The organism is Sporolactobacillus nakayamae, from assembly GCF_900113325.1.
Classification (GTDB): Bacteria; Bacillota; Bacilli; order Bacillales; family Sporolactobacillaceae; genus Sporolactobacillus; species Sporolactobacillus nakayamae.
In genome coordinates, this window is sequence record NZ_FOOY01000024.1 from 40,736 (window position 1) to 58,963 (window position 18,228).

Below are 18,228 nucleotides of genomic sequence, written 5' to 3' on the forward strand. Positions count from 1 at the left end.
GGCTTACATATATTTAGCCGAAATAGTTCAACCGAAGTGCCTATTATTCATTGAATGCCATTAGTTGTTCAAACCAGTCTTTGTCATACGTTGCAAGTGCCAAATCAATTAGGCTGTCTAGTTCTGTTCGTGTAAAATAATCACTGTCAGGAATAATATCCCCAAAAGAAATTTCCAACCATTTCATACGTGGGTGATTTTCGCACTGAGTAACGCGTAACTTGCATCGCTTAAAGTCCGGATAGACCGAAGTGACAAACCCAATGCAATCATGTTTCCCCATATATTTTGTGTGAATCCACTGTCCAACTTCCATGGCTGATCGCCTCACTCTGATTCAGGTTGTCTGGCCAACATCACACTCCCAATGATCTGAGTAGCTGTTAATAGCATATGAATGAAATTCCCGCTATGCCACAAGTCTGCGCCTGTTTGAGATTAAATTGTGCGCGATACCATTCGTTCATTGACAGACGTATGAAGGCGATCTATATTCAGACTATATTAAACACTGTTCACTATTATTATGATTGTCAGAAGGAAGCACAACCAATCAGTAAATCTGACCGAAAAGAGCAGCAGACAACTGAAATTTGAGCGACTATTTTGGACTCTGCTCGAAGTGATATTAAAATTGATTCATTAAGGAGTCTATGCATGAAGACAGTAATCCTGTACGCGACAAAATACGGATCAACTGAGGAGGTCGCTCGAAGACTGCGTGAACAATTAGACGGAGAAGTCGATTTAGTTAATGTGGTAATGGATTCCTTTCACGCCCCAGTGTCCTATGACACGGTGATACTCGGGGGATCAGTCTACATGGGTAAAATACAAAAGCAGCTCACAAATTATATAAGAAAAAACATCGATGTTTTAGAACAGAAAAGGATCGGTCTTTTTATTTGCGCGGCTCATCCCGAGGAAAAAAAACGAATCATTGAATTACAACAAGCTTTTCCCACTTCATTGAATCAAAGAGCCACCGCAAAAGCCGTTCTTGGCTACACAATAAACTTTGATAAAATGAGTTTTATTGACAAATTCATCATGCGAAAAATTAAGGGTGACAACAAAAACGTTGCTGAATTCTATGATGATCGAATTAAATCCTTTTCAGCATCATTTCGCAACATGGCTTAATTCTTGTTTACCGTTCTGATCAAAAACGAAAACCGGGTCATTCCCGACTATTTGAAACATTTCTTCTCGTGTTTGATACAGAGCAGTTCCTTCAGGCAGCGCGATAACTTTCTGGTTATTGCGCTGTACGTATCTGCTGATCAATGAATGATGTTCCTTTTGATAATGGCATGACAGGGAATAATCAGAGACAATGTTTAACCCATCTAAATCATTTTCCGCTTGATCAAAAACATTTATCGTTTTTCCAAGAACAATAGCTCCGGCACTTTGCCCATATATGATTCCACCGTTCACGAAATATTCTTTTAATATCCTGCGAAAATGTACACCAAAATGGGAAAGTAGTTTAACTGTCGATCCCCCGCTTAGATACACTGCTGAAAAATTCAGGAGCTGCTCAAGTGTTTTATTGTCCAGCTCTGTCCACATCGTAATCCTATCAATACCAAGTGGATTGAAAACTTTTTTTACATAATTGAGACACGACTCATAAGATCTGTTTTCTGGATCTCCGGCTAACGGAATATAGAGTAAAGGTTTCGCTTTGTTGTTTATCGATGCAAAAAAAGCGTTTATTTCTGATGACTGTATTGCATCTCCGCCACCTGACAAAAGAAGTTTCCCCAAATAAAACACCATCCAGTGTAGAATCCGTTGTTATTGAAATACTAGCACAAATAGTTGTTTATAGGGCAAAATATGACCTTTACTGAGTACGATTATCTGTTGCGAAGTAACGACGAAGTGCGAAGTAAATTCGTTACAAGTTTGGGTTCGTTCGCTACGATTTTCGATGAGTTCGTTACGATTTTGAGCTCTTTCGTTACGATTTTTTCATGGTTCGTTACGATTTTCCTTCGGTTCGACTTTTCCTGTCTTGGGTTCAACTTTGGTCGTGTTCGGTTCGACTTTTCGATGGTTTGGTTCAACTTCGGGTCTTCGGTTCAACTTTTCCTGTCTTGGGTTCGACTTTGGTCGTGTTCGGTTCGACTTTTCGATGGTTCGGTTCGACTTCCACTCTTCGGTTGAACTTTGGGCTCGTTCGGTTCAACTTTTCAATGGTTCGGTTCAGCTTCGGGTCTTCGGTTCAACTTTTCCTCTCTTGGGTTCGACTTCCGCTCTTCGGTTGAACTTTGGGCTCGTTCGGTTCGACTTTTCGATGGTTCGGTTCAACTTCTCCTCTCTTGGGTTCAACTTCCAAGGGGTTCGGTTTAACTTTTAACTCTTTCGGTTGAACTTCTCTCTCAGTTGAATTCGGTCTCACTTCATAGTTTTCGGTCTAAATTTCGCAGTGTTCGGTCTAACCTCGAATCTTACGCTTTACACGTCAACTGTGCAACATAATAATTTCTTTAATTATAGATCTGCAAAGCAAATTATAATAATGATACTATCGATCTGCACGAATAAAATACCCGCTCTTGTACCAATCGAGTGACTCAAGATGGACGGTCCAGCCTCTTTGCCGATATTCGTGTGCAATCTGTTCGGGTCTCAGATGATTCTTCATCCGTCGGCTATCTTTCATAAACCAGCCCATCTGACGGATGCCGCAATTCACCAGCTTCGTCACATCATTAAAATAACGGTCTGTATTCGAAATAAACATGAAGACATCACGGCTGACAAGAAAATCAAGCCTGCGCTCCGCAAACAAATTATTTAGGTGACTGACATCCGCCTGGATAAATTGAAATTTACCATTCTTGGTTAAGTCTGCCAACTCATTCGCACATTCTTCACCTCGGTCAAGTCCATAGACTTTCGTGACTGGGTTGTTCGCTAACATGAATCTGCTTAAAAAGCCGCCTCCACAACCTAAATCAAGGACTGTTCCATGGATCGTTTGAAAATAACTGTAGATTCGTTGATTATAATAATCTTCAGCAGCCTTTTGATCCACATCGTTTTCGCAACCACATTGTGGGCAATTTATTTTTAATCTAAAAGTTGTTTCATCCCATGGATGATGTTTTTTCTGTAACATGCCGCAAGGAGTTCCGCACTGTCTGCATTTTGTACCCCATATAACGTTTGCGTGTTCTTGAAACAAGAGAAATCACCTACATCAAATTAGACTTTTGCCTCTCATCAAATAAGTTCAGTTCTCGCTAATCTAAACTTCCAGGTTATTATTATACTACATAAATTTTCCTCTTCATAAGAGAGTATAAATCAAAAGAATCGATGTATTTCCTATTAAAATGGTATGATAGAGAAAAACTTTTTTGCCAAAGAACAGATCTTTTGGAGGCGTGTTCATGACCGCATATTTTCATCTATTGACATCAATCAGTGTCCCAATTCTGATTATCTGCATTTGTGGTGCAATTTTGCAAAAGAAACGCAGCGTTGATACTAAGCTACTTGCTGACATCAGTTTATACATACTCGCGCCGGCACTGATTTTGTCCGCTCTTTCTGAATCCCATCTGAAGGGCGATAATGTCATTCATATTTTTATGTTCTCAATCATCATGACTGCTGCCCTGTGGGTTGTCGCGATCATTACCGCAAAAATCATCCATTTACCGGAACCGAGTGCACGAGCGCTGACTTTGACAACTGTTTTCAGCAATGCGAATAACTATGGACTCCCTGTATTGCTTCTGGCGTTCGGACAAGCTGGTTTTTCTCTTGGAGCAGTTTATGTCATCGGTCAGATCATTCTCGTTAACATCCTTGGTATGTACATTGCTTCGCGCTCAGAACTGAGCGGCAAGCAATCCATTGTGCATATTCTGAAATCACCACTTATCTATGCTTCCCTTGCCGGAACACTGCTTGTCTTGACACAACTGCATCTGCCCGTGGGAACTGCTACAGCTGCTCACATGCTTGGTGCGGCTTACCCAGTACTTGTTCTCTTGATTCTTGGCATTAAACTTGGCAATACCAAAATGTCGGGCATTCGACGTCCCGAAGTATGGATCGGTGTATTCCTTCGTTTGATCATTGTACCCATCATCGCCAAGGGTGTATTAATTGCACTAGGTATCCACGGTATGCTCGCATCCGTTCTGCTCGTCGAAATCAGCATGCCTGCCGCGGTGAACAGCGTCATGTTGATTGAGAAATTTGATGGAGATTCAGAGCTCGCCTCATTAATCGTCACCATTACAACCATTCTCAGCTTTATCTATCTTCCATTATTAATTTCCATTGGGTAATGGTTAGACAGAACATAGTCTGAGAAAGGGGCTGTGTTTACTATGAAAGGAACTATCCTATGTTAGGACACTTAGGGTTTTCGTATGTTGGTCTAATCTATTTATTGATGCTATTTATTCCCAACATCGTTTGGAGTAAGCATCAGCCGATAGATTATGATTACAGCCAAGAAGACAAACGATTATTAGTGTTGGAACGTATCGGGCAAGTATGTTGTACATGCAGCGTATTGATTTTTAGTGATTTTAACATTGCTCCATTTTCACTATGGAGTTTGTGGATTATCGTATCATTTGTGCTAATGTTAGTCTACGAGATTTGTTGGGTTCGCTATTTTATCGATGAACATACAGAAAATAATTTTTACCGTAGTTTTTGTGGGGTTCCTGTACCACTTGCGAGTTTGCCTGTTACAGCTTTTCTTCTCCTGGGCATTTATGGGAAAGTTATTTGGCTTATCGCTTCTGCTCTTTTACTCGGTATCGGTCTTATAGGCATACATATTCAGCATTTAAAATCAATAAAAAAAAGATAATGAATTCCGAAGTCGTTTACAACGTGACCCTAAAAAAGCAGACCATTTGATCTGATCTGCTTTTCGATTACTATTTGTAGTTCAATTTTTTTCTTCTTGTTTTGCGAGAAGCTTTTTTGCAAAAGATTCGCCTAATTGTATTGCCTGTTCGCATTCCTCTTTCGTCATTGAGAGTTCAACTTTGAAATTATCCTCAATAATTTCTGCTCCACAACGTGCAAGCGTTTCTTGAATAGTATCAACGGCAGCCGCAAAAAGCCCGTAGCTGCTGTCACCCGAACCAAAGCATGCGGCAGCTTTCCCTTGGAGATCATTATCGTTGAGTGTATCAAGGAAGTCTTCGACGGAGTAAGGCAGGTCGCCCATTCCATCAGTGAAGCTGCCAAACATAATGCCATTGTAACCATCAAATTCCGACACAGATAGTTGTAGGACATCCTTAACAACCGGATTAACTCCCGCCCGCTTAACACCTTCAGCTATTTTCTGCGCCATTTCTTCAGTGTTGCCTGTCTCACTGGCAAAGACAATTAGAACATCTGCCATTTTATAATAACCTTCTTTCAACTATAAGCTTTAGATGAAAATGAATATCATTGTCATTTAAATAATAACATTTTTATTTTCCTTATTAAATACCCAATGTTACTCTGGATAAAGACACGTCAAAATTATGCAAAAAAAAATCCGGCCCAATTGTAGCATTGGGTCAGATTTTAATACATTTTTCACTTTAAACCGTTTATTATCCAAAGCTTTTCTTAATTCAGTAGCGTAAAAGAACAGCAATATTTTGTGAACCGGCACCAATCGTCCAGAACATCACATAGTCGCCACGCTTCACACTTCCTTGTCTGAGTGCTTCGTAAAAAGCAATAAATGGACTGCTCGCTCCGGTGTAACCATATTCGCTGCCAATAAACAGCGAGCGTGATTCATCAATACCTAGTAATTCTCGAAGATCAACAACATTGGCATAGGCATACTGTGAAAAACAGAACATGCTCACATCGCCCGGCGTAAGGTGGTTTTCCTGAAGCAGATCGCGCATGTTCTGTGCCGCTGAATCAAGTGAAACATTTTCAAAGGGTTTCCAATCAAGCAGCCATTCATTACGAGCTGTATCATGCAATTTAGATACGCCACAACCGGGAAACAAAATGTTATTATGTTCAAGCGAATTAATTCGACATTTCGCACCAAGAAGTCCACGATCTTCTTTTGTTTTCTCTAGTATAATGGCACATGCAGCATCACCAAAATGTCCATAGCAAAGCTCATTATCCGGATTAACTACCGAATTAATGTAATCGGATCCAACGATCAACGCTCGATTTACGTTCTTTGTAACCGACATATACTTTGTGACATTATCAAGAGATAATATCATTCCGGCGCAATTTCCATTAAGATCAAGGCAGACACATTCGGGTTTTGCACCGATAGCCTGGTGCAGTTTAATGGAGCTTGGTGGTACTGTAAATTCCGGGAAAAAGCTGGAGAGCACAATCATATCAAGATCAGTGCCTCTAATCCCCGCTTTATTGAGCACTTTTTTGGCGGCGGCTATCGCCATAGTCAGACTGTTCTCAGTTTGCGAATCAATCAAATACCGCTTGTCCATTCCTATAACATCTTCGAAAAAATGTGTGTAGTCCTTTCCTTTTTCCTTAAAGTGGTTGATGTATGTATCATTGGAAACAATCTTTTTACCGTGATACACGTCAATCCCTAACACGTTCACATTGATCACACGCACTCCTCCATAAGCAAAGTTAATACATTGATAGATTTGGCCTCTCTATTCAGCATAGTCTGATAAATGCATAGCTCAGCCTTACTTCATTTGATTTTTTTCAAAGCAATTTGAATTGAGTAAGCCCGGCTTCTTTAGCTAAACGCCTAATTTGCATTTTAACGACCGCACTTTTACCTAAATCCATAGTTATGTCCTGGAAGCCCATATCCTTGTACATAGCAATGATGTTCGTGAGCATACCAACCATTTCCTGTGAAGAGACTCTCAGTTCGGAACCGTCAAGCACCAAATGACTGGTTGCCGGATTGACTTGAGCAGCAGCTTTTTTGAATTCTTCCACATACCCTGATGCGTCCTCCATCGTAAAAACACCTTCACACACGACACTGATGTCATTCCCCGTTGTCACAACACTGTATTTCCCCATCGTAAAACCTCCACTATTTATTAACAAAAAAAGCCGTGACATGTTGATCACAGCTTCTATGTCCAATGGTAACCCGGCTGTCATCGCTTTCGCATTAGACCCGTGGCTTTGCGTCCTAAACTTTCGGTTAGTTTGCTTTTTTCATTTATTCAATTGGTAATTATTAGCATTTTTCACTACTATTTTATCATATAATTTTGAGCGAAAATATTGAAGGGTATTTAGTATCGGTTCTTTTTTCATACTATATTTCATCAATGCCTTGTAAACTTAACGAACAATCACAAATTCTGCGAGAAATGTGGTAGGAAGCTGTTTTCCCCAAACACGAATCTTTGCATTTTCATCAACTTGCCGCATTCGGTTTACCGTTATTTTTTTTAGAGCTGCGGTTTTTGATGAATCACCATAATCTGTTGCCTTTTCCAAATACAGTTTCGTTGATTCATTAATCGAAATGGTCACCTGTATGTTCCCCTGATCAGGATCGGTTTTCATAATCAAATCATGCTTGTTTCCTCTGAGAAATGCCCCAGTATACTCGGGAATACCCAGAGTGACGCCAATCGTGTCTCTGTTGATATCTGCTGAACCGTCGAATGTCATTCCATCATAATTAAATAACAACAGGCAAATGCTGATTAATAGAGTTATTAGGAAAATGCGAGTATAGCGATTTATGCGATGCATCGGAATCCATTCGCAGAAAAGATGCCAAAGCGCAAAACCGAGCATGCTCCCCAAGACATTCAGAATTAGGTCATCCACATCACTGCGTCCGGTCATCAATACATATTGGGCAAATTCGATTGAAAGAGCAATAGCCAAGGGCACGCCGATAAATTGTTCGAATTCCATTGCTTTTTTCCTTAATGCTGGCACAAGAAAACCCATAGGTATAAAGATTGCAAATGATTGGAACGTGCGCAGCAAAGCGGTTTGATAGCCTGGATCATGATGATCCGATAAATAAAAAAGAGTATTGATCCGATTCATCGGTACCCAGTTAACAGAATGAGATTCTACCCAACTCCGACCTTGTTCAAACAGATCAATTTTCAGCAAGACAAACAAGTAGATGAAGAACAGCAGCCACAACAGGCCTTTTAAGAAGAGCTGCATATCCACCCAATTTCTTGTCTTTACCCATTCATTTACTTTCAATCGATGAATCATTCTGCGTTCACTTCCTTATCCGCTTTGCTTGCGCTCCTATTCGAATTGGTTGTAGATTAACTTGGCATCTTCAATGTCGTACTGGATTGTATTATGATCACCCGGAGCACCGAGTGTGACCAGGATGTATGTTTGTCCGTTTCTTTTTGCAAGTGTGGCAAGGCATAGGCCGGCTTCATCTGTATATCCGGTTTTTCCACCTATAATTGCGCCTCCATTAATTGAACTATTCCCCATTTTTTGAAAAAGTGTGCTTTGAACGATCATTCCGTTCGGGTGAAAATTTGTTGGGGAGATCTGATAGCTATGAGTTGTAAAAATCTGGTGAAATACAGGATTTTTTAAAGCGTATAGGAGGAGTAGTGACATATCCCTCGCCGTTGTATAGTGATTGGGATCGTGCAGTCCGCTCGGATTTGTAAAATGCGTGTGCTTCATGCCGATCTCGGCCGCTTTCCGATTCATCATCGAAACGAAGGCATTTTCCGATCCGGATACAGATAGAGCAAGTGTCTCGGCAGCGTCCGCGCCTGAAGGAAGCATGGTTCCATAAAGCAAGTCACTAATTTTCGGCTTTTCATTGGGTAAAAATCCAGCCATGGAGGCTCCCGATTGATTCAATGAATTATACAGTTGCGTAGGGATTCTTACTGTTTTTTGCAAATCATTGTAGTGTTCGATTGCAAGGATTGCCGTCATCATTTTCGTCAACGATGCCGGATACGCTTTTTCCCCGCCTCTTTTTTGAAACAGAACTTTTTTTGATGAAACAGCGACAAGAACGGCTTGTCGGCTATGTATTTGCGTTAATGAAGAAAACGGCAGAACGTCTTTATCTAGTTCACGCTGCACCCGGGGGGTAGAGATGGCAGGTAATTTCCAGATCTGAAAGCTAAAGAAAATGAAAACAAATAAAAGCAATAGAAAACCCACACTTTTTCCACGCACATGAACTAACTCCCTTCTGAACACTATTAAAGCATTCAAAAAGGAGCTTACTGTTTAACAACTTCTTATTAAATTCTTAAGATTTTTCCTTATGAGCTTAAATACGATGTTATTAAACTGAAAAAAGGCATCATCTTCTCTAATCGAAGTGATGCCCTTTTTCTCTATTTATGTCCCCAAATTGATTTTACATAGTCTGCTTGCACATTGCACCTTCGTGTTTCTTTAACTGCTTCGTCTTCCATCCGCTCTTGATACCCCATCCCATGTATGAAAGAAATAATTGAACAAGGCAATCACGAGAAAATCACAGCTGACCAGCCATTAATCTCTTTTTTCATCTGAAATGCGTATGCAGTCCGATTACAACAGAGCTTTTACCGCGTTGAGCGCGGCATCATAATCAGGATGCTCGGTCATTTCCGTAAGATATTGCACATACTGAATCGTATTATCTTTATCCAGAATGAAAATTGACCGCATATCAAGCTGCAGCTCCTTGATCAGAACGCCATAGCTTGTTCCAAATGAATGGAATTTATAATCGGAGAGCGTATCCAAGTTCTCAATACCCGCCACAGAACAGAAACGACTCTGCGCAAAAGGCAGATCAACAGATATGGTAAGAACAGCCACTTGATCCCCAAGACCTGCAGCCTCTTGATTGAAGCGGCGGGTCTGTGCATCACAAACAGATGTGTCCAAAGAAGGTACTACAGAGATCAATTTAATTTTTCCATCGTAATCAGCAAGGCCCGCTTCCTCAATCAGATCTTTGTTGATCGTGAAATCCGGTGCCTTATCCCCTATCTTCAGCTCGGGTCCGATCAAAGTTATGGGATTGCCCTTTATTGTTGCGACTCCTGTACGTTCTTCGCTCATTCTTTTCCCTCCAAAATTTTTCAAAATATTTTTTCAGTATCATCCTTTTCAAGCAACGTAACTGTTAGCAGTACCAAACTACCTGTTTGCCATCACCCCCTTATTTGTATTGCACGAGATTATATTTTGCACAATTTTTATCTCAAAAAAAATAGAATTCATTCTTCACTCTTATTTGATTGCAATGCTCCGTTAAACCGTGTCACATGCTGCGTCAATACTTTTATCGTCTGATTTAATTTTTGAATCTCCCCGATCGCCATGCCACTCGATTGAAGGAGTGACGAAGGAATGCAGGCAGCTTCAGATTGCAGTGCCGTTCCCTTGTCCGTCAATTGAGCGGTCACAACGCGCTCGTCTTGCTGGGAACGTTTCCGAACAATGAGTCCTTTTCCTTCCATTCGTTTGAGAAGAGGGGTCAATGTACCAGAATCCAGGTCGAGCAGTTCGCCCAATTGCTTTACCGAACACTCATTTTTCTCCCATAAAACAAGCAGAACAAGATACTGTGGGTAAGTAATGTCCATTTTCTTCAATAATGGCTGATACATTCGCGAAATTGCGCGAGAACATGCGTATATAGAAAAACATAAATGATCCTGAAGGAATAAAGACTCCAATTGCATCCCGCTCTCTTTGGTTTTGCACAATCAAAGTGTACACAACCATGATCTTGACTGTCAAATCATTTGAATTCTTACGTATGAAAAACCGGGCAAAAAGCGCCCAGTCTTTACTTCCGTAGTATGTGATGACTTTCGCGTTGCATACAGGACGTATGCGTAATTAGCGAAAGATCCCTTACACTTAGCGAAAGTTCTTCTATTGCTAGCGGAGGTTCCTTACAGCGGAATAAAATAAGCGGAGATTTTCCGGTTATATGCATCCTGGCACTTGTTTTACAGGTACATAAGGGTAATTTTTCCGCTTATGCACAGAAAAATACTCCATTTTCACGTTTTTCGATTCGATAAGCGGAATTTCTCCGTCTATTTTTCATATTGGGCGCTTACCTGATCGCCCAACCGCATCTTATAACCTTATCGTCGTACCGGCGAAGCCAAAGACTTAGTTGCACTTACACTCGTTTCCTTGAATCTTTAATTTTTTTATACTTTCTTATCAGTGCAAAAAAGGTATCCACAGGACAACACAGTGGATACCTTCACTGAAACTGAGAATATAATTACTTAAGAATTTGTTGCTTTGTTTCCGGTCCCCAAAGGATTGTTAATACCGCAACAACCGCCAGCAATACGCCAATACTAATAAAAACAGATAGAATTCCTTGGTAGGTGATCAGCCAGGCAACCAGGTATGGCGTCACAATAGTAAAAAGGCGTCCAACCGCCTGTGCCGTTCCATTCCCACGCATACGAAGACGTGTGGAAAAGAGTTCAGGAACATAGATAGAGAGTCCGACAGCCATAAGGATATACAGGCAAACGGTCATCAGAAAACCAATGATCATGAGTGCGACAGGTTGATGCTGAAACGCATAGACATAGCCCAGAATTGCCGTCATCACGAATGCGCCGACAATCATCCATTTACGACCAATGCGATCAACGGTTATGCGGCCAATAAAGGCGCCAACCGGAGCGCCGATCATCATAAGTGCCGTGTAGCCAAGTGACTTAGAAATAGTGATTCCGCTGCCTACGAGCAATGTGGGAACCCAGGTGACAAAAGTGTAGGCGGCAGTATTGATTGCCGCTAATATCAAGCACCCAAGAATAGTCCGTTTGATCATCGATTTAGTAAACAATTCACTATAGCGGCTCTGCTTTGTAATAATCTGATTAATCGAATGCTGATCATGACTGACCGCAGTTTTTCCACTAGCTCTAGCCTCTGTTTCAAAAATTTCAACAATTTTTTCCGCTTTGCTGAATTTGCCTTGAGAAAAATACCATCTAGGCGATTCCGGAAGACTGCGTCTGAAATACCAGACAATAATTGATAATACACCGGCGATCGCAAACATCCAACGCCAACCGATTGTTGGAATGATCATAAAGCCTAGGAATGTAGCGATGGGAGCGGAACAGTTGGCAAAAACAGATAGACTGCCTACCCATTTTCCACGTGAACCTGCAGGGACAAATTCGCCTAATAACGCAAAACCCGTAACAATTTCAGCACCCAGTCCAATGCCGCTGATGCCTCGAAATATAATAAGTGTCGTCATATTTGGTGCAAAAAAACTCGCGAGCGACGCGATGCCGAAGATGAATAAATTGATCTGATAAGCGAATTGGCGTCCTTTCCAATCTCCGACAAATCCGGTAACCACTGATCCAATAAATAAGCCGATAAATGTTGTTGAGATAAAGGCGGCATTGAGTGTGAGTGATGACCAACCGGATTGCACGAGCTGGCCAAGCACACCGCCTGCCAGGTAGACGTCAAAGCCGTCAAGGACCATACCTAATGTAATCAAAGTAAAAATACGATACATCGTTCTAGTCACCGGAAGATTATTAATACGCGCCTCTAATTCCTGTTTCTGCTTTTCAGAATAATGCTCCGTTTCAACTTCATAGGATTTCTGTTTTCTTTGAACCTTTTGATTACTGATGACACCTTCTGCATCCATAACGATTACTCCTCACCCTATTTGTTTTCTAAAAAAATATTATCTCTCTATCATTCTGCGAGGTACGCGTTCTCATGATGGTTTTCATCTGTCTCTACTTTTTTCACTTTTCCTCCCCACCTTAACGAGCAAACGACTAAAAAAGTGTAAAAAAATAACCCATTCATGAATGAATGGGTTTTACGAAAGTTATGTCATCCCATACAGCACATGAACAGGACACGAAACCTCCTGCTCATCTCCGCACGATTGCTGTGTCCTACTAAAGAATGAAGTTAGGCTGAGTCAAAGCGGCTAGCCCTTGCAACAATTCATTCAGCAGGTTTTGCAATCGACGGACAATGCTCATGATAAGACTTCCTTTCGCTTCGTTTTTTTCGAGTAACGTCAGTCTACTACTCGAGATTGGCTTCTGTCAACAACAATTTCAAAACAAATTAAGCAACAGTGTTTAGAGTTAAGACTGCGGCCTTCTTTCTGAACATCAAATTGATCGATTACAAAAAAATCTATTGACAAAAAAAATAATCGCCGTATTATTGGGGTCACAAACATTTTTCCAGCAACTTGGTGAAATAAGAAAAGCAATGATGAGGAATAAGTGATCTGTTTCGATATTCGCAGAGAGTCGGAGAATGGTGAGAATCCGGCAATACGGCAGATCACGAACTCACCTCTGAGTGCCGATTTGAACCTCCTTAGTAGAATCGGCCAAGTGTGAACCGCACTTGTTATCAAAACAGACATTCCGAATCAACGGATTGCCGCTGAGTCAATACTTACGAGAGTATTGAAAAGCCGGGTGGTACCGTGAAATGAATTCATACGAGTCCTTTCACCCCTGCATCTGATCGCTTTTTGCGATTAGTGCGTGGAGTGAAGGGACTTTTTTATTTATTTTGATGCGCCGAGAATTCAGCATTGCCGTATTCTCTGACTATAAAAAAATGCGCAAAAACAAAAACAGGACAGTTTATCAGGAAAGGAGAACGAAAATGGAAAAGGTTGAAATTTACGATACAACACTCCGTGATGGAGAGCAATCCCCAGGCTGCAGCCTGAACGAACACGAAAAAGTGCAGGTGGCTCAGCAATTGGAACGACTGAATGTGGATGTGATCGAAGCTGGATTTCCCGCAGCATCACCGGATGATTTCAAAGCCGTTCAAAACATCTCGAAAATCATTAAAAACAGTACGGTTACCGGTCTTGCCCGATCAAAAAAGAGCGATATTGATGCGGCATGGGAAGCACTGAAACAGACCGCAAACCCGCGAATTCACGTATTTATTGCCACATCACAGGTACACATGGCCTATAAACTGCGCATGAAACCTGAAGAAGTATTGGAAACGGCTGCTGCATCCGTTAGATACGCACGCCAATTTTTTCCCCAGATTGAGTTTTCGTGTGAAGATGCATCGCGCAGTGATTATGCCTTTATGTCACGAGTCGTCCAATCAGCAATTGAGGCCGGCGCTTCGATCATTAATCTGCCGGATACTGTCGGTTACTGCTCTCCTCAAGAATATGCAGCAATGTTTCAATACGTTAAAAAGCATGTGCCGGATATTGATAAAGTCCGGCTCTCCTGCCATTGTCATAATGATCTTGGCATGGCAACGGCGAATACCCTTGCCGCTGTAGACGCAGGCGTTAGGCAAATCGAATGTACAGTCAATGGTGTCGGCGAGCGTGCGGGAAATGTGGCACTCGAAGAAATCGGTGTCGCGCTTCACATTCGCAAAGACATTTATAAAGTCGCCACACAATTAAAACTTGATGAAATCTCTAAGACAAGTAAACTAGTCAGTCACTTAATGAACAGTCCGATTGCAGCAAATAAAGCCGTTGTTGGCGCCAACGCCTTTGCTCATGAAGCAGGCATTCACCAAGACGGTGTCCTAAAGAATCCAAAAACCTATGAAATTATTTCACCTTCTCTCATTGGGCTTGATTCCGGGCGGCTCGTACTTGGCAAACATTCCGGACGGCATGCCTTCAGAAAGAAGGCAAACGAAATGGGCGTTCGCTTAACTGAAGAACAAGTGGATCAATCCTTCCAAGCCTTCAAGAATCTTGCCGATAAAAAGAAAAAGATTACGGATGACGACTTCCGTACACTCTTTTCAAAATATAGAAAAACAGTCGCTCGTTAAAAAAAGCAAAACTCCAGGTAAAAGAGAGGTGATTCATTGATGAAAACTATTACAGTACTTCCTGGCGACGGTATCGGTCCCGAAGTCACAACTTCAGCCGTACGTGTCCTCCGCGCTCTATTTGAAAAAAGCGGCCGCGATGTCCAATTTATCGAGAAGAAAATTGGCGGAGCCGCCATTGATACATTCGGAACGCCGCTCCCGCAAGAGACAATTGATCAGTGCCATAACAGCGATGCAATTCTATTAGGCGCAGTTGGTGGTCCAAAGTGGAATGCTCAATCGATGAATGTTCGACCGGAGCAAGGATTGCTTGGAATTCGAAAAACCATGGGTCTGTTCGCGAATCTTCGTCCTGTCGAAGCATTTGACACCCTGATTGATTCTTCGCCAATTAAACGATCTTTTGTTGAACATGTTAACTTTGTCATCGTCCGCGAATTGACCGGCGGTTTGTACTTCGGACGTCCTAGCGAACGACGAGGTGCGCATCATGAACAGGTTGTCGACACCCTCTCCTACAGCAAGAATGAAATTGAGCGCGTCGTTGAAAAGGCATTTCAACTTGCTATGAAAAGGAACAAAAAATTGACGTCGATCGATAAAGCAAATGTATTGGAATCCAGCCGCATGTGGCGTGAACTTGTAAATCAAATAGCAGAACGTTATCCGGAGGTCACAGTCAGCCATCAGCTTGTTGATTCAGCGGCGATGCAATTGATTACGAATCCTGCGCAATTCGATGTCCTTGTCACCGAGAACATGTTCGGCGATATTTTGAGCGATGAGGCTTCAGTAATCACTGGATCGCTTGGTATGATGCCTTCTGCCAGCTTAAGATCAGACAAAGTCGGATTGTACGAACCGGCTCATGGATCCGCACCGGACATTGCCGGTCAAGGGATTGCAAATCCGCTCGCAACGATTTTATCGGCCGCTCTCCTCCTTCGTTATTCACTGGATATGGATCAGGAAGCTGCTCAAATTGAAAAAGCCGTTCGCAATGTATTGAGCCAGGGCTATCATACATGTGACTTACAAATGGAACAACCAAACAATCACATTGTAAATACAGCAGAAATAACAGATCTTGTGATTAATGCAGTGAATGAAAACCAAACAATTGCATGATTAAAAACTAGTTTATGAGGAGGAATGCATCATGAAATCACGCAACATCATTGAAAAGATCTGGGATCAGCATCTGATCCACAAAGAGTCGGGCAAACCAGATCTGCTTTATATCGATCTTCACCTTGTTCACGAAGTAACGTCTCCTCAAGCATTTGAAGGGCTGCGCATGAATCACCGAACGGTTAGACAGCCGGATCGAACGTTCGCAACCGTTGACCATAATGTTCCAACCTCCGAGAATAGAGAAACAAAGGATTCGATTTCAAAAATCCAAATAGAGACGCTGCAAAACAATTGCAGGGAATTTGGTGTTGAACTTGCCGATATTTACAGTCCCCATCAAGGAATCGTCCATGTCATCGGACCTGAACTCGGCTTAACACAACCCGGAAAAACGATCGTCTGTGGTGACAGCCATACGTCAACCCATGGTGCGTTCGGTGCAATCGCTTTTGGAATTGGTACAAGTGAAGTGGAACATGTCCTAGCGACACAGACCCTATGGCAGAAACCGCCGAAAACGATGCAGATCAAGGTTAACGGAAAGCTGGGCATTGGTGTTGGGGCAAAGGATTTGATTCTTGCCATTATCGCTAAATACGGTATTTCTGTCGGAACAGGACATATTATCGAATACACTGGTGAAGCGATTCGAAATCTATCGATGGAAGAACGTATGACCGTGTGCAACATGTCCATCGAAGCCGGCGCGCGTGCTGGTTTAATCAGCCCTGATCAAACAACTGTCGCGTACCTTCGCGGACACCGGTTCGCGCCAAAAGATGCGGCGTTTGATCAGGCTGCTGGCAGATGGTTGGCGCTTGCCAGTGATGAAGGTGCTTCTTATGATCGCACTATTGAGATTGATGCCTCAGAGATTAGACCACAAGTAACCTGGGGTACCAATCCATCAATGGGAACATCTGTTGACGCAACAGTACCTGATCCTGAATCTTTTGACTCAGAAGAAAAAAAACAAGCTGCAAGAAAAGCGATTGCTTATATGGGACTGAAACCCGGTATGCCGATTCACGATATTTCGGTAGATGTTGTCTTTATCGGCTCATGCACAAACAGTCGAATCAGTGACCTGCGGCAGGCGGCACAAGTTGCCCGTGGCAAACATGTCCACGAAGGCGTCCGAGCTCTCATTGTTCCGGGATCTTACACAATAAAAAAGCAAGCAGAGTCAGAAGGCTTGGATAAAATTTTCAAAGATGCAGGTTTTGAATGGCGGGAAGCGGGTTGCAGCATGTGCCTAGCAATGAATGATGATGTGGTCCCATCCGGAAAGCGGTGTGCATCAACATCAAATCGCAATTTTGAAGGACGTCAAGGCACCGGATCCCGTACACACCTTGTCAGCCCGGCGATGGCCGCAGCCGCGGCCATTCACGGTCATTTTGCCGATGTACGTGAGCTCGATGTCGCACGTTGATCAAAAGCTGTAAAAAAATCGATTTGGAGGCTTAACTATGAACCCATTTCAAACGTTTAAAGGTCTCGTTTGTCCAATAGACCGTACGAATGTGGACACAGATCAGATCATACCGAAGCAATTCCTTAAACGCGTCGAACGAAAAGGCTTTGGAGCTTGCCTGTTTTACAATTGGCGCTTTGATGAAAATGGCAATAAAAAACCAGACTTCATTCTAAATCAGCCCAAATATACAGGCTCATCCATTCTTGTCGCCAGAGACAATTTCGGTTGTGGTTCCTCTCGAGAACACGCGCCATGGGCATTACAAGATTTTGGATTTCGAGTGGTTATCGCGCCGAGCTTTGCAGATATTTTTTATAATAACTGTCAGAAAAATGGTATTCTCGCCATTCGGCTCGACGCTGATCGTGTGGACGACCTGATTAGGCTCGCTTCTCAAGATAGATTCATGCTCAAAGTAGATCTTAATCAGCAAAAATTGACCGCAGACGATTTCAACGAAACGTTTGACATTGATCCGTATCAAAAAGAAATGCTGCTGAAAGGTCTCGATGAAATCGCGATTACCATGACCTACGAACATGAAATTGCGGACTATGAAAAGAGACAGGCAGTTATTCAATAATTTATCGGATCATGTAACCTCCTGATTTGCGTCAGGAGGTTTTTTTATAGGTAAAGAACGTTTATCGTTTTGCCTTGCTGGTACGACGATAAGGTCATATGATTCGGTTAGGCGATCAGATAAGCGCCCAATCTGAGAAATAAACGGAAAAATTCCGCTTAATTAGAAAATGAATGAAAAAATTGCTTAAATAGACGGAGAAATTCCGCTTATCGAATCGAAAAAC

General features: G+C 42.1%; 17 protein-coding genes, 1 pseudogene and 1 riboswitch. Of the genes and pseudogenes, 7 read left to right on the plus strand and 11 right to left on the minus strand.

Going from position 1 to position 18,228, the window contains the following annotated elements; translation table 11 throughout:
• Nucleotides 1-43 precede the first annotated feature (43 nt).
• The gene (locus tag BM003_RS14385) at nt 44-316 is read right to left on the minus strand and encodes a hypothetical protein (protein WP_093674272.1); all 273 of its coding nucleotides are present in this window, start codon (nt 314-316) and stop codon (nt 44-46) included.
• Between the two features lie 341 nt (nt 317-657).
• On the opposite strand from BM003_RS14385, the gene BM003_RS14390 reads away from it, so the two are divergent.
• Entirely contained in the window at nt 658-1,143 is a 486-nt protein-coding gene (locus BM003_RS14390) for a flavodoxin domain-containing protein (RefSeq protein ID WP_093674274.1), read from the plus strand.
• On the opposite strand, the gene BM003_RS14395 is transcribed toward BM003_RS14390, so the two are convergent.
• Together BM003_RS14395 and BM003_RS14400 are read right to left on the minus strand one after the other, a co-directional pair.
• Entirely contained in the window at nt 1,123-1,773 is a 651-nt protein-coding gene (locus tag BM003_RS14395; RefSeq protein ID WP_177184808.1) for a Type 1 glutamine amidotransferase-like domain-containing protein, read from the minus strand. The genes BM003_RS14390 and BM003_RS14395 overlap by 21 nt on opposite strands.
• Nucleotides 1,774-2,536: 763 nt before the next feature.
• Complete coding sequence (locus BM003_RS14400; protein ID WP_177184809.1) at nt 2,537-3,049, minus strand: class I SAM-dependent methyltransferase; 513 nt, start codon at nt 3,047-3,049, stop codon at nt 2,537-2,539.
• 358 nt (nt 3,050-3,407) lie between these two features.
• Between BM003_RS14400 and BM003_RS14405 the strand changes: the two genes are divergently transcribed.
• Together BM003_RS14405 and BM003_RS14410 are read left to right on the plus strand one after the other, a co-directional pair.
• Nucleotides 3,408-4,316 carry an AEC family transporter gene (locus BM003_RS14405; RefSeq protein WP_093674280.1) on the plus strand — a complete coding sequence of 303 codons (909 nt, stop codon included), beginning with the start codon at nt 3,408-3,410 and terminating at the stop codon, nt 4,314-4,316.
• A 59-nt stretch (nt 4,317-4,375) separates the two neighbouring features.
• The gene (locus BM003_RS14410) at nt 4,376-4,852 is read left to right on the plus strand and encodes a hypothetical protein (protein ID WP_093674282.1); all 477 of its coding nucleotides are present in this window, start codon (nt 4,376-4,378) and stop codon (nt 4,850-4,852) included.
• A gap of 81 nt (nt 4,853-4,933) precedes the next feature.
• Here the strand turns inward: BM003_RS14410 and BM003_RS14415 are convergent, their stop codons facing one another.
• The 8 genes from BM003_RS14415 to BM003_RS14450 form a co-directional block, all read right to left on the minus strand.
• Nucleotides 4,934-5,398 carry a flavodoxin gene (locus tag BM003_RS14415; RefSeq protein WP_093674284.1) on the minus strand — a complete coding sequence of 155 codons (465 nt, stop codon included), beginning with the start codon at nt 5,396-5,398 and terminating at the stop codon, nt 4,934-4,936.
• 220 nt (nt 5,399-5,618) lie between these two features.
• Nucleotides 5,619-6,605: a 3-oxoacyl-[acyl-carrier-protein] synthase III C-terminal domain-containing protein gene (locus BM003_RS14420; RefSeq protein WP_093674286.1), complete on the minus strand. Its 987-nt coding sequence runs from the start codon at nt 6,603-6,605 to the stop codon at nt 5,619-5,621.
• A gap of 103 nt (nt 6,606-6,708) precedes the next feature.
• A complete protein-coding gene (locus tag BM003_RS14425) occupies nt 6,709-7,038 on the minus strand; it encodes a hypothetical protein (RefSeq protein ID WP_093674288.1) in 330 nt (109 codons plus the stop codon).
• A gap of 64 nt (nt 7,039-7,102) precedes the next feature.
• Nucleotides 7,103-7,185: riboswitch (cyclic di-GMP riboswitch) on the minus strand.
• 123 nt (nt 7,186-7,308) lie between these two features.
• Entirely contained in the window at nt 7,309-8,214 is a 906-nt protein-coding gene (locus BM003_RS14430; RefSeq protein ID WP_093674290.1) for a VanZ family protein, read from the minus strand.
• Between the two features lie 36 nt (nt 8,215-8,250).
• Nucleotides 8,251-9,162: a D-alanyl-D-alanine carboxypeptidase family protein gene (locus BM003_RS14435; protein WP_177184810.1), complete on the minus strand. Its 912-nt coding sequence runs from the start codon at nt 9,160-9,162 to the stop codon at nt 8,251-8,253.
• A 363-nt stretch (nt 9,163-9,525) separates the two neighbouring features.
• Entirely contained in the window at nt 9,526-10,044 is a 519-nt protein-coding gene (gene tpx / locus BM003_RS14440; protein WP_093674294.1) for a thiol peroxidase, read from the minus strand.
• Nucleotides 10,045-10,202: 158 nt separating this feature from the next.
• A complete protein-coding gene (locus tag BM003_RS14445) occupies nt 10,203-10,595 on the minus strand; it encodes a MarR family winged helix-turn-helix transcriptional regulator (RefSeq protein WP_425441055.1) in 393 nt (130 codons plus the stop codon).
• Nucleotides 10,596-11,230: 635 nt separating this feature from the next.
• Nucleotides 11,231-12,643, minus strand: a complete 1,413-nt coding sequence (locus tag BM003_RS14450) for an MFS transporter (RefSeq protein WP_093674298.1) — start codon at nt 12,641-12,643, stop codon at nt 11,231-11,233.
• A 995-nt stretch (nt 12,644-13,638) separates the two neighbouring features.
• Here BM003_RS14450 and BM003_RS14455 point away from each other — a divergent pair.
• The 4 genes and pseudogenes from BM003_RS14455 to leuD form a co-directional block, all read left to right on the plus strand.
• A pseudogene (locus BM003_RS14455) lies at nt 13,639-14,775 on the plus strand (2-isopropylmalate synthase); the annotation flags it as partial.
• A gap of 63 nt (nt 14,776-14,838) precedes the next feature.
• On the plus strand, nt 14,839-15,933 hold the full coding sequence (leuB, locus tag BM003_RS14460; protein WP_093674302.1) for a 3-isopropylmalate dehydrogenase: 1,095 nt from the start codon (nt 14,839-14,841) through the stop codon (nt 15,931-15,933).
• Between the two features lie 31 nt (nt 15,934-15,964).
• A complete protein-coding gene (gene leuC / locus BM003_RS14465) occupies nt 15,965-17,374 on the plus strand; it encodes a 3-isopropylmalate dehydratase large subunit (protein ID WP_093674304.1) in 1,410 nt (469 codons plus the stop codon).
• 37 nt (nt 17,375-17,411) lie between these two features.
• Nucleotides 17,412-18,002 carry a 3-isopropylmalate dehydratase small subunit gene (gene leuD, locus BM003_RS14470; RefSeq protein ID WP_093674306.1) on the plus strand — a complete coding sequence of 197 codons (591 nt, stop codon included), beginning with the start codon at nt 17,412-17,414 and terminating at the stop codon, nt 18,000-18,002.
• Nucleotides 18,003-18,228: the final 226 nt, after the last annotated feature.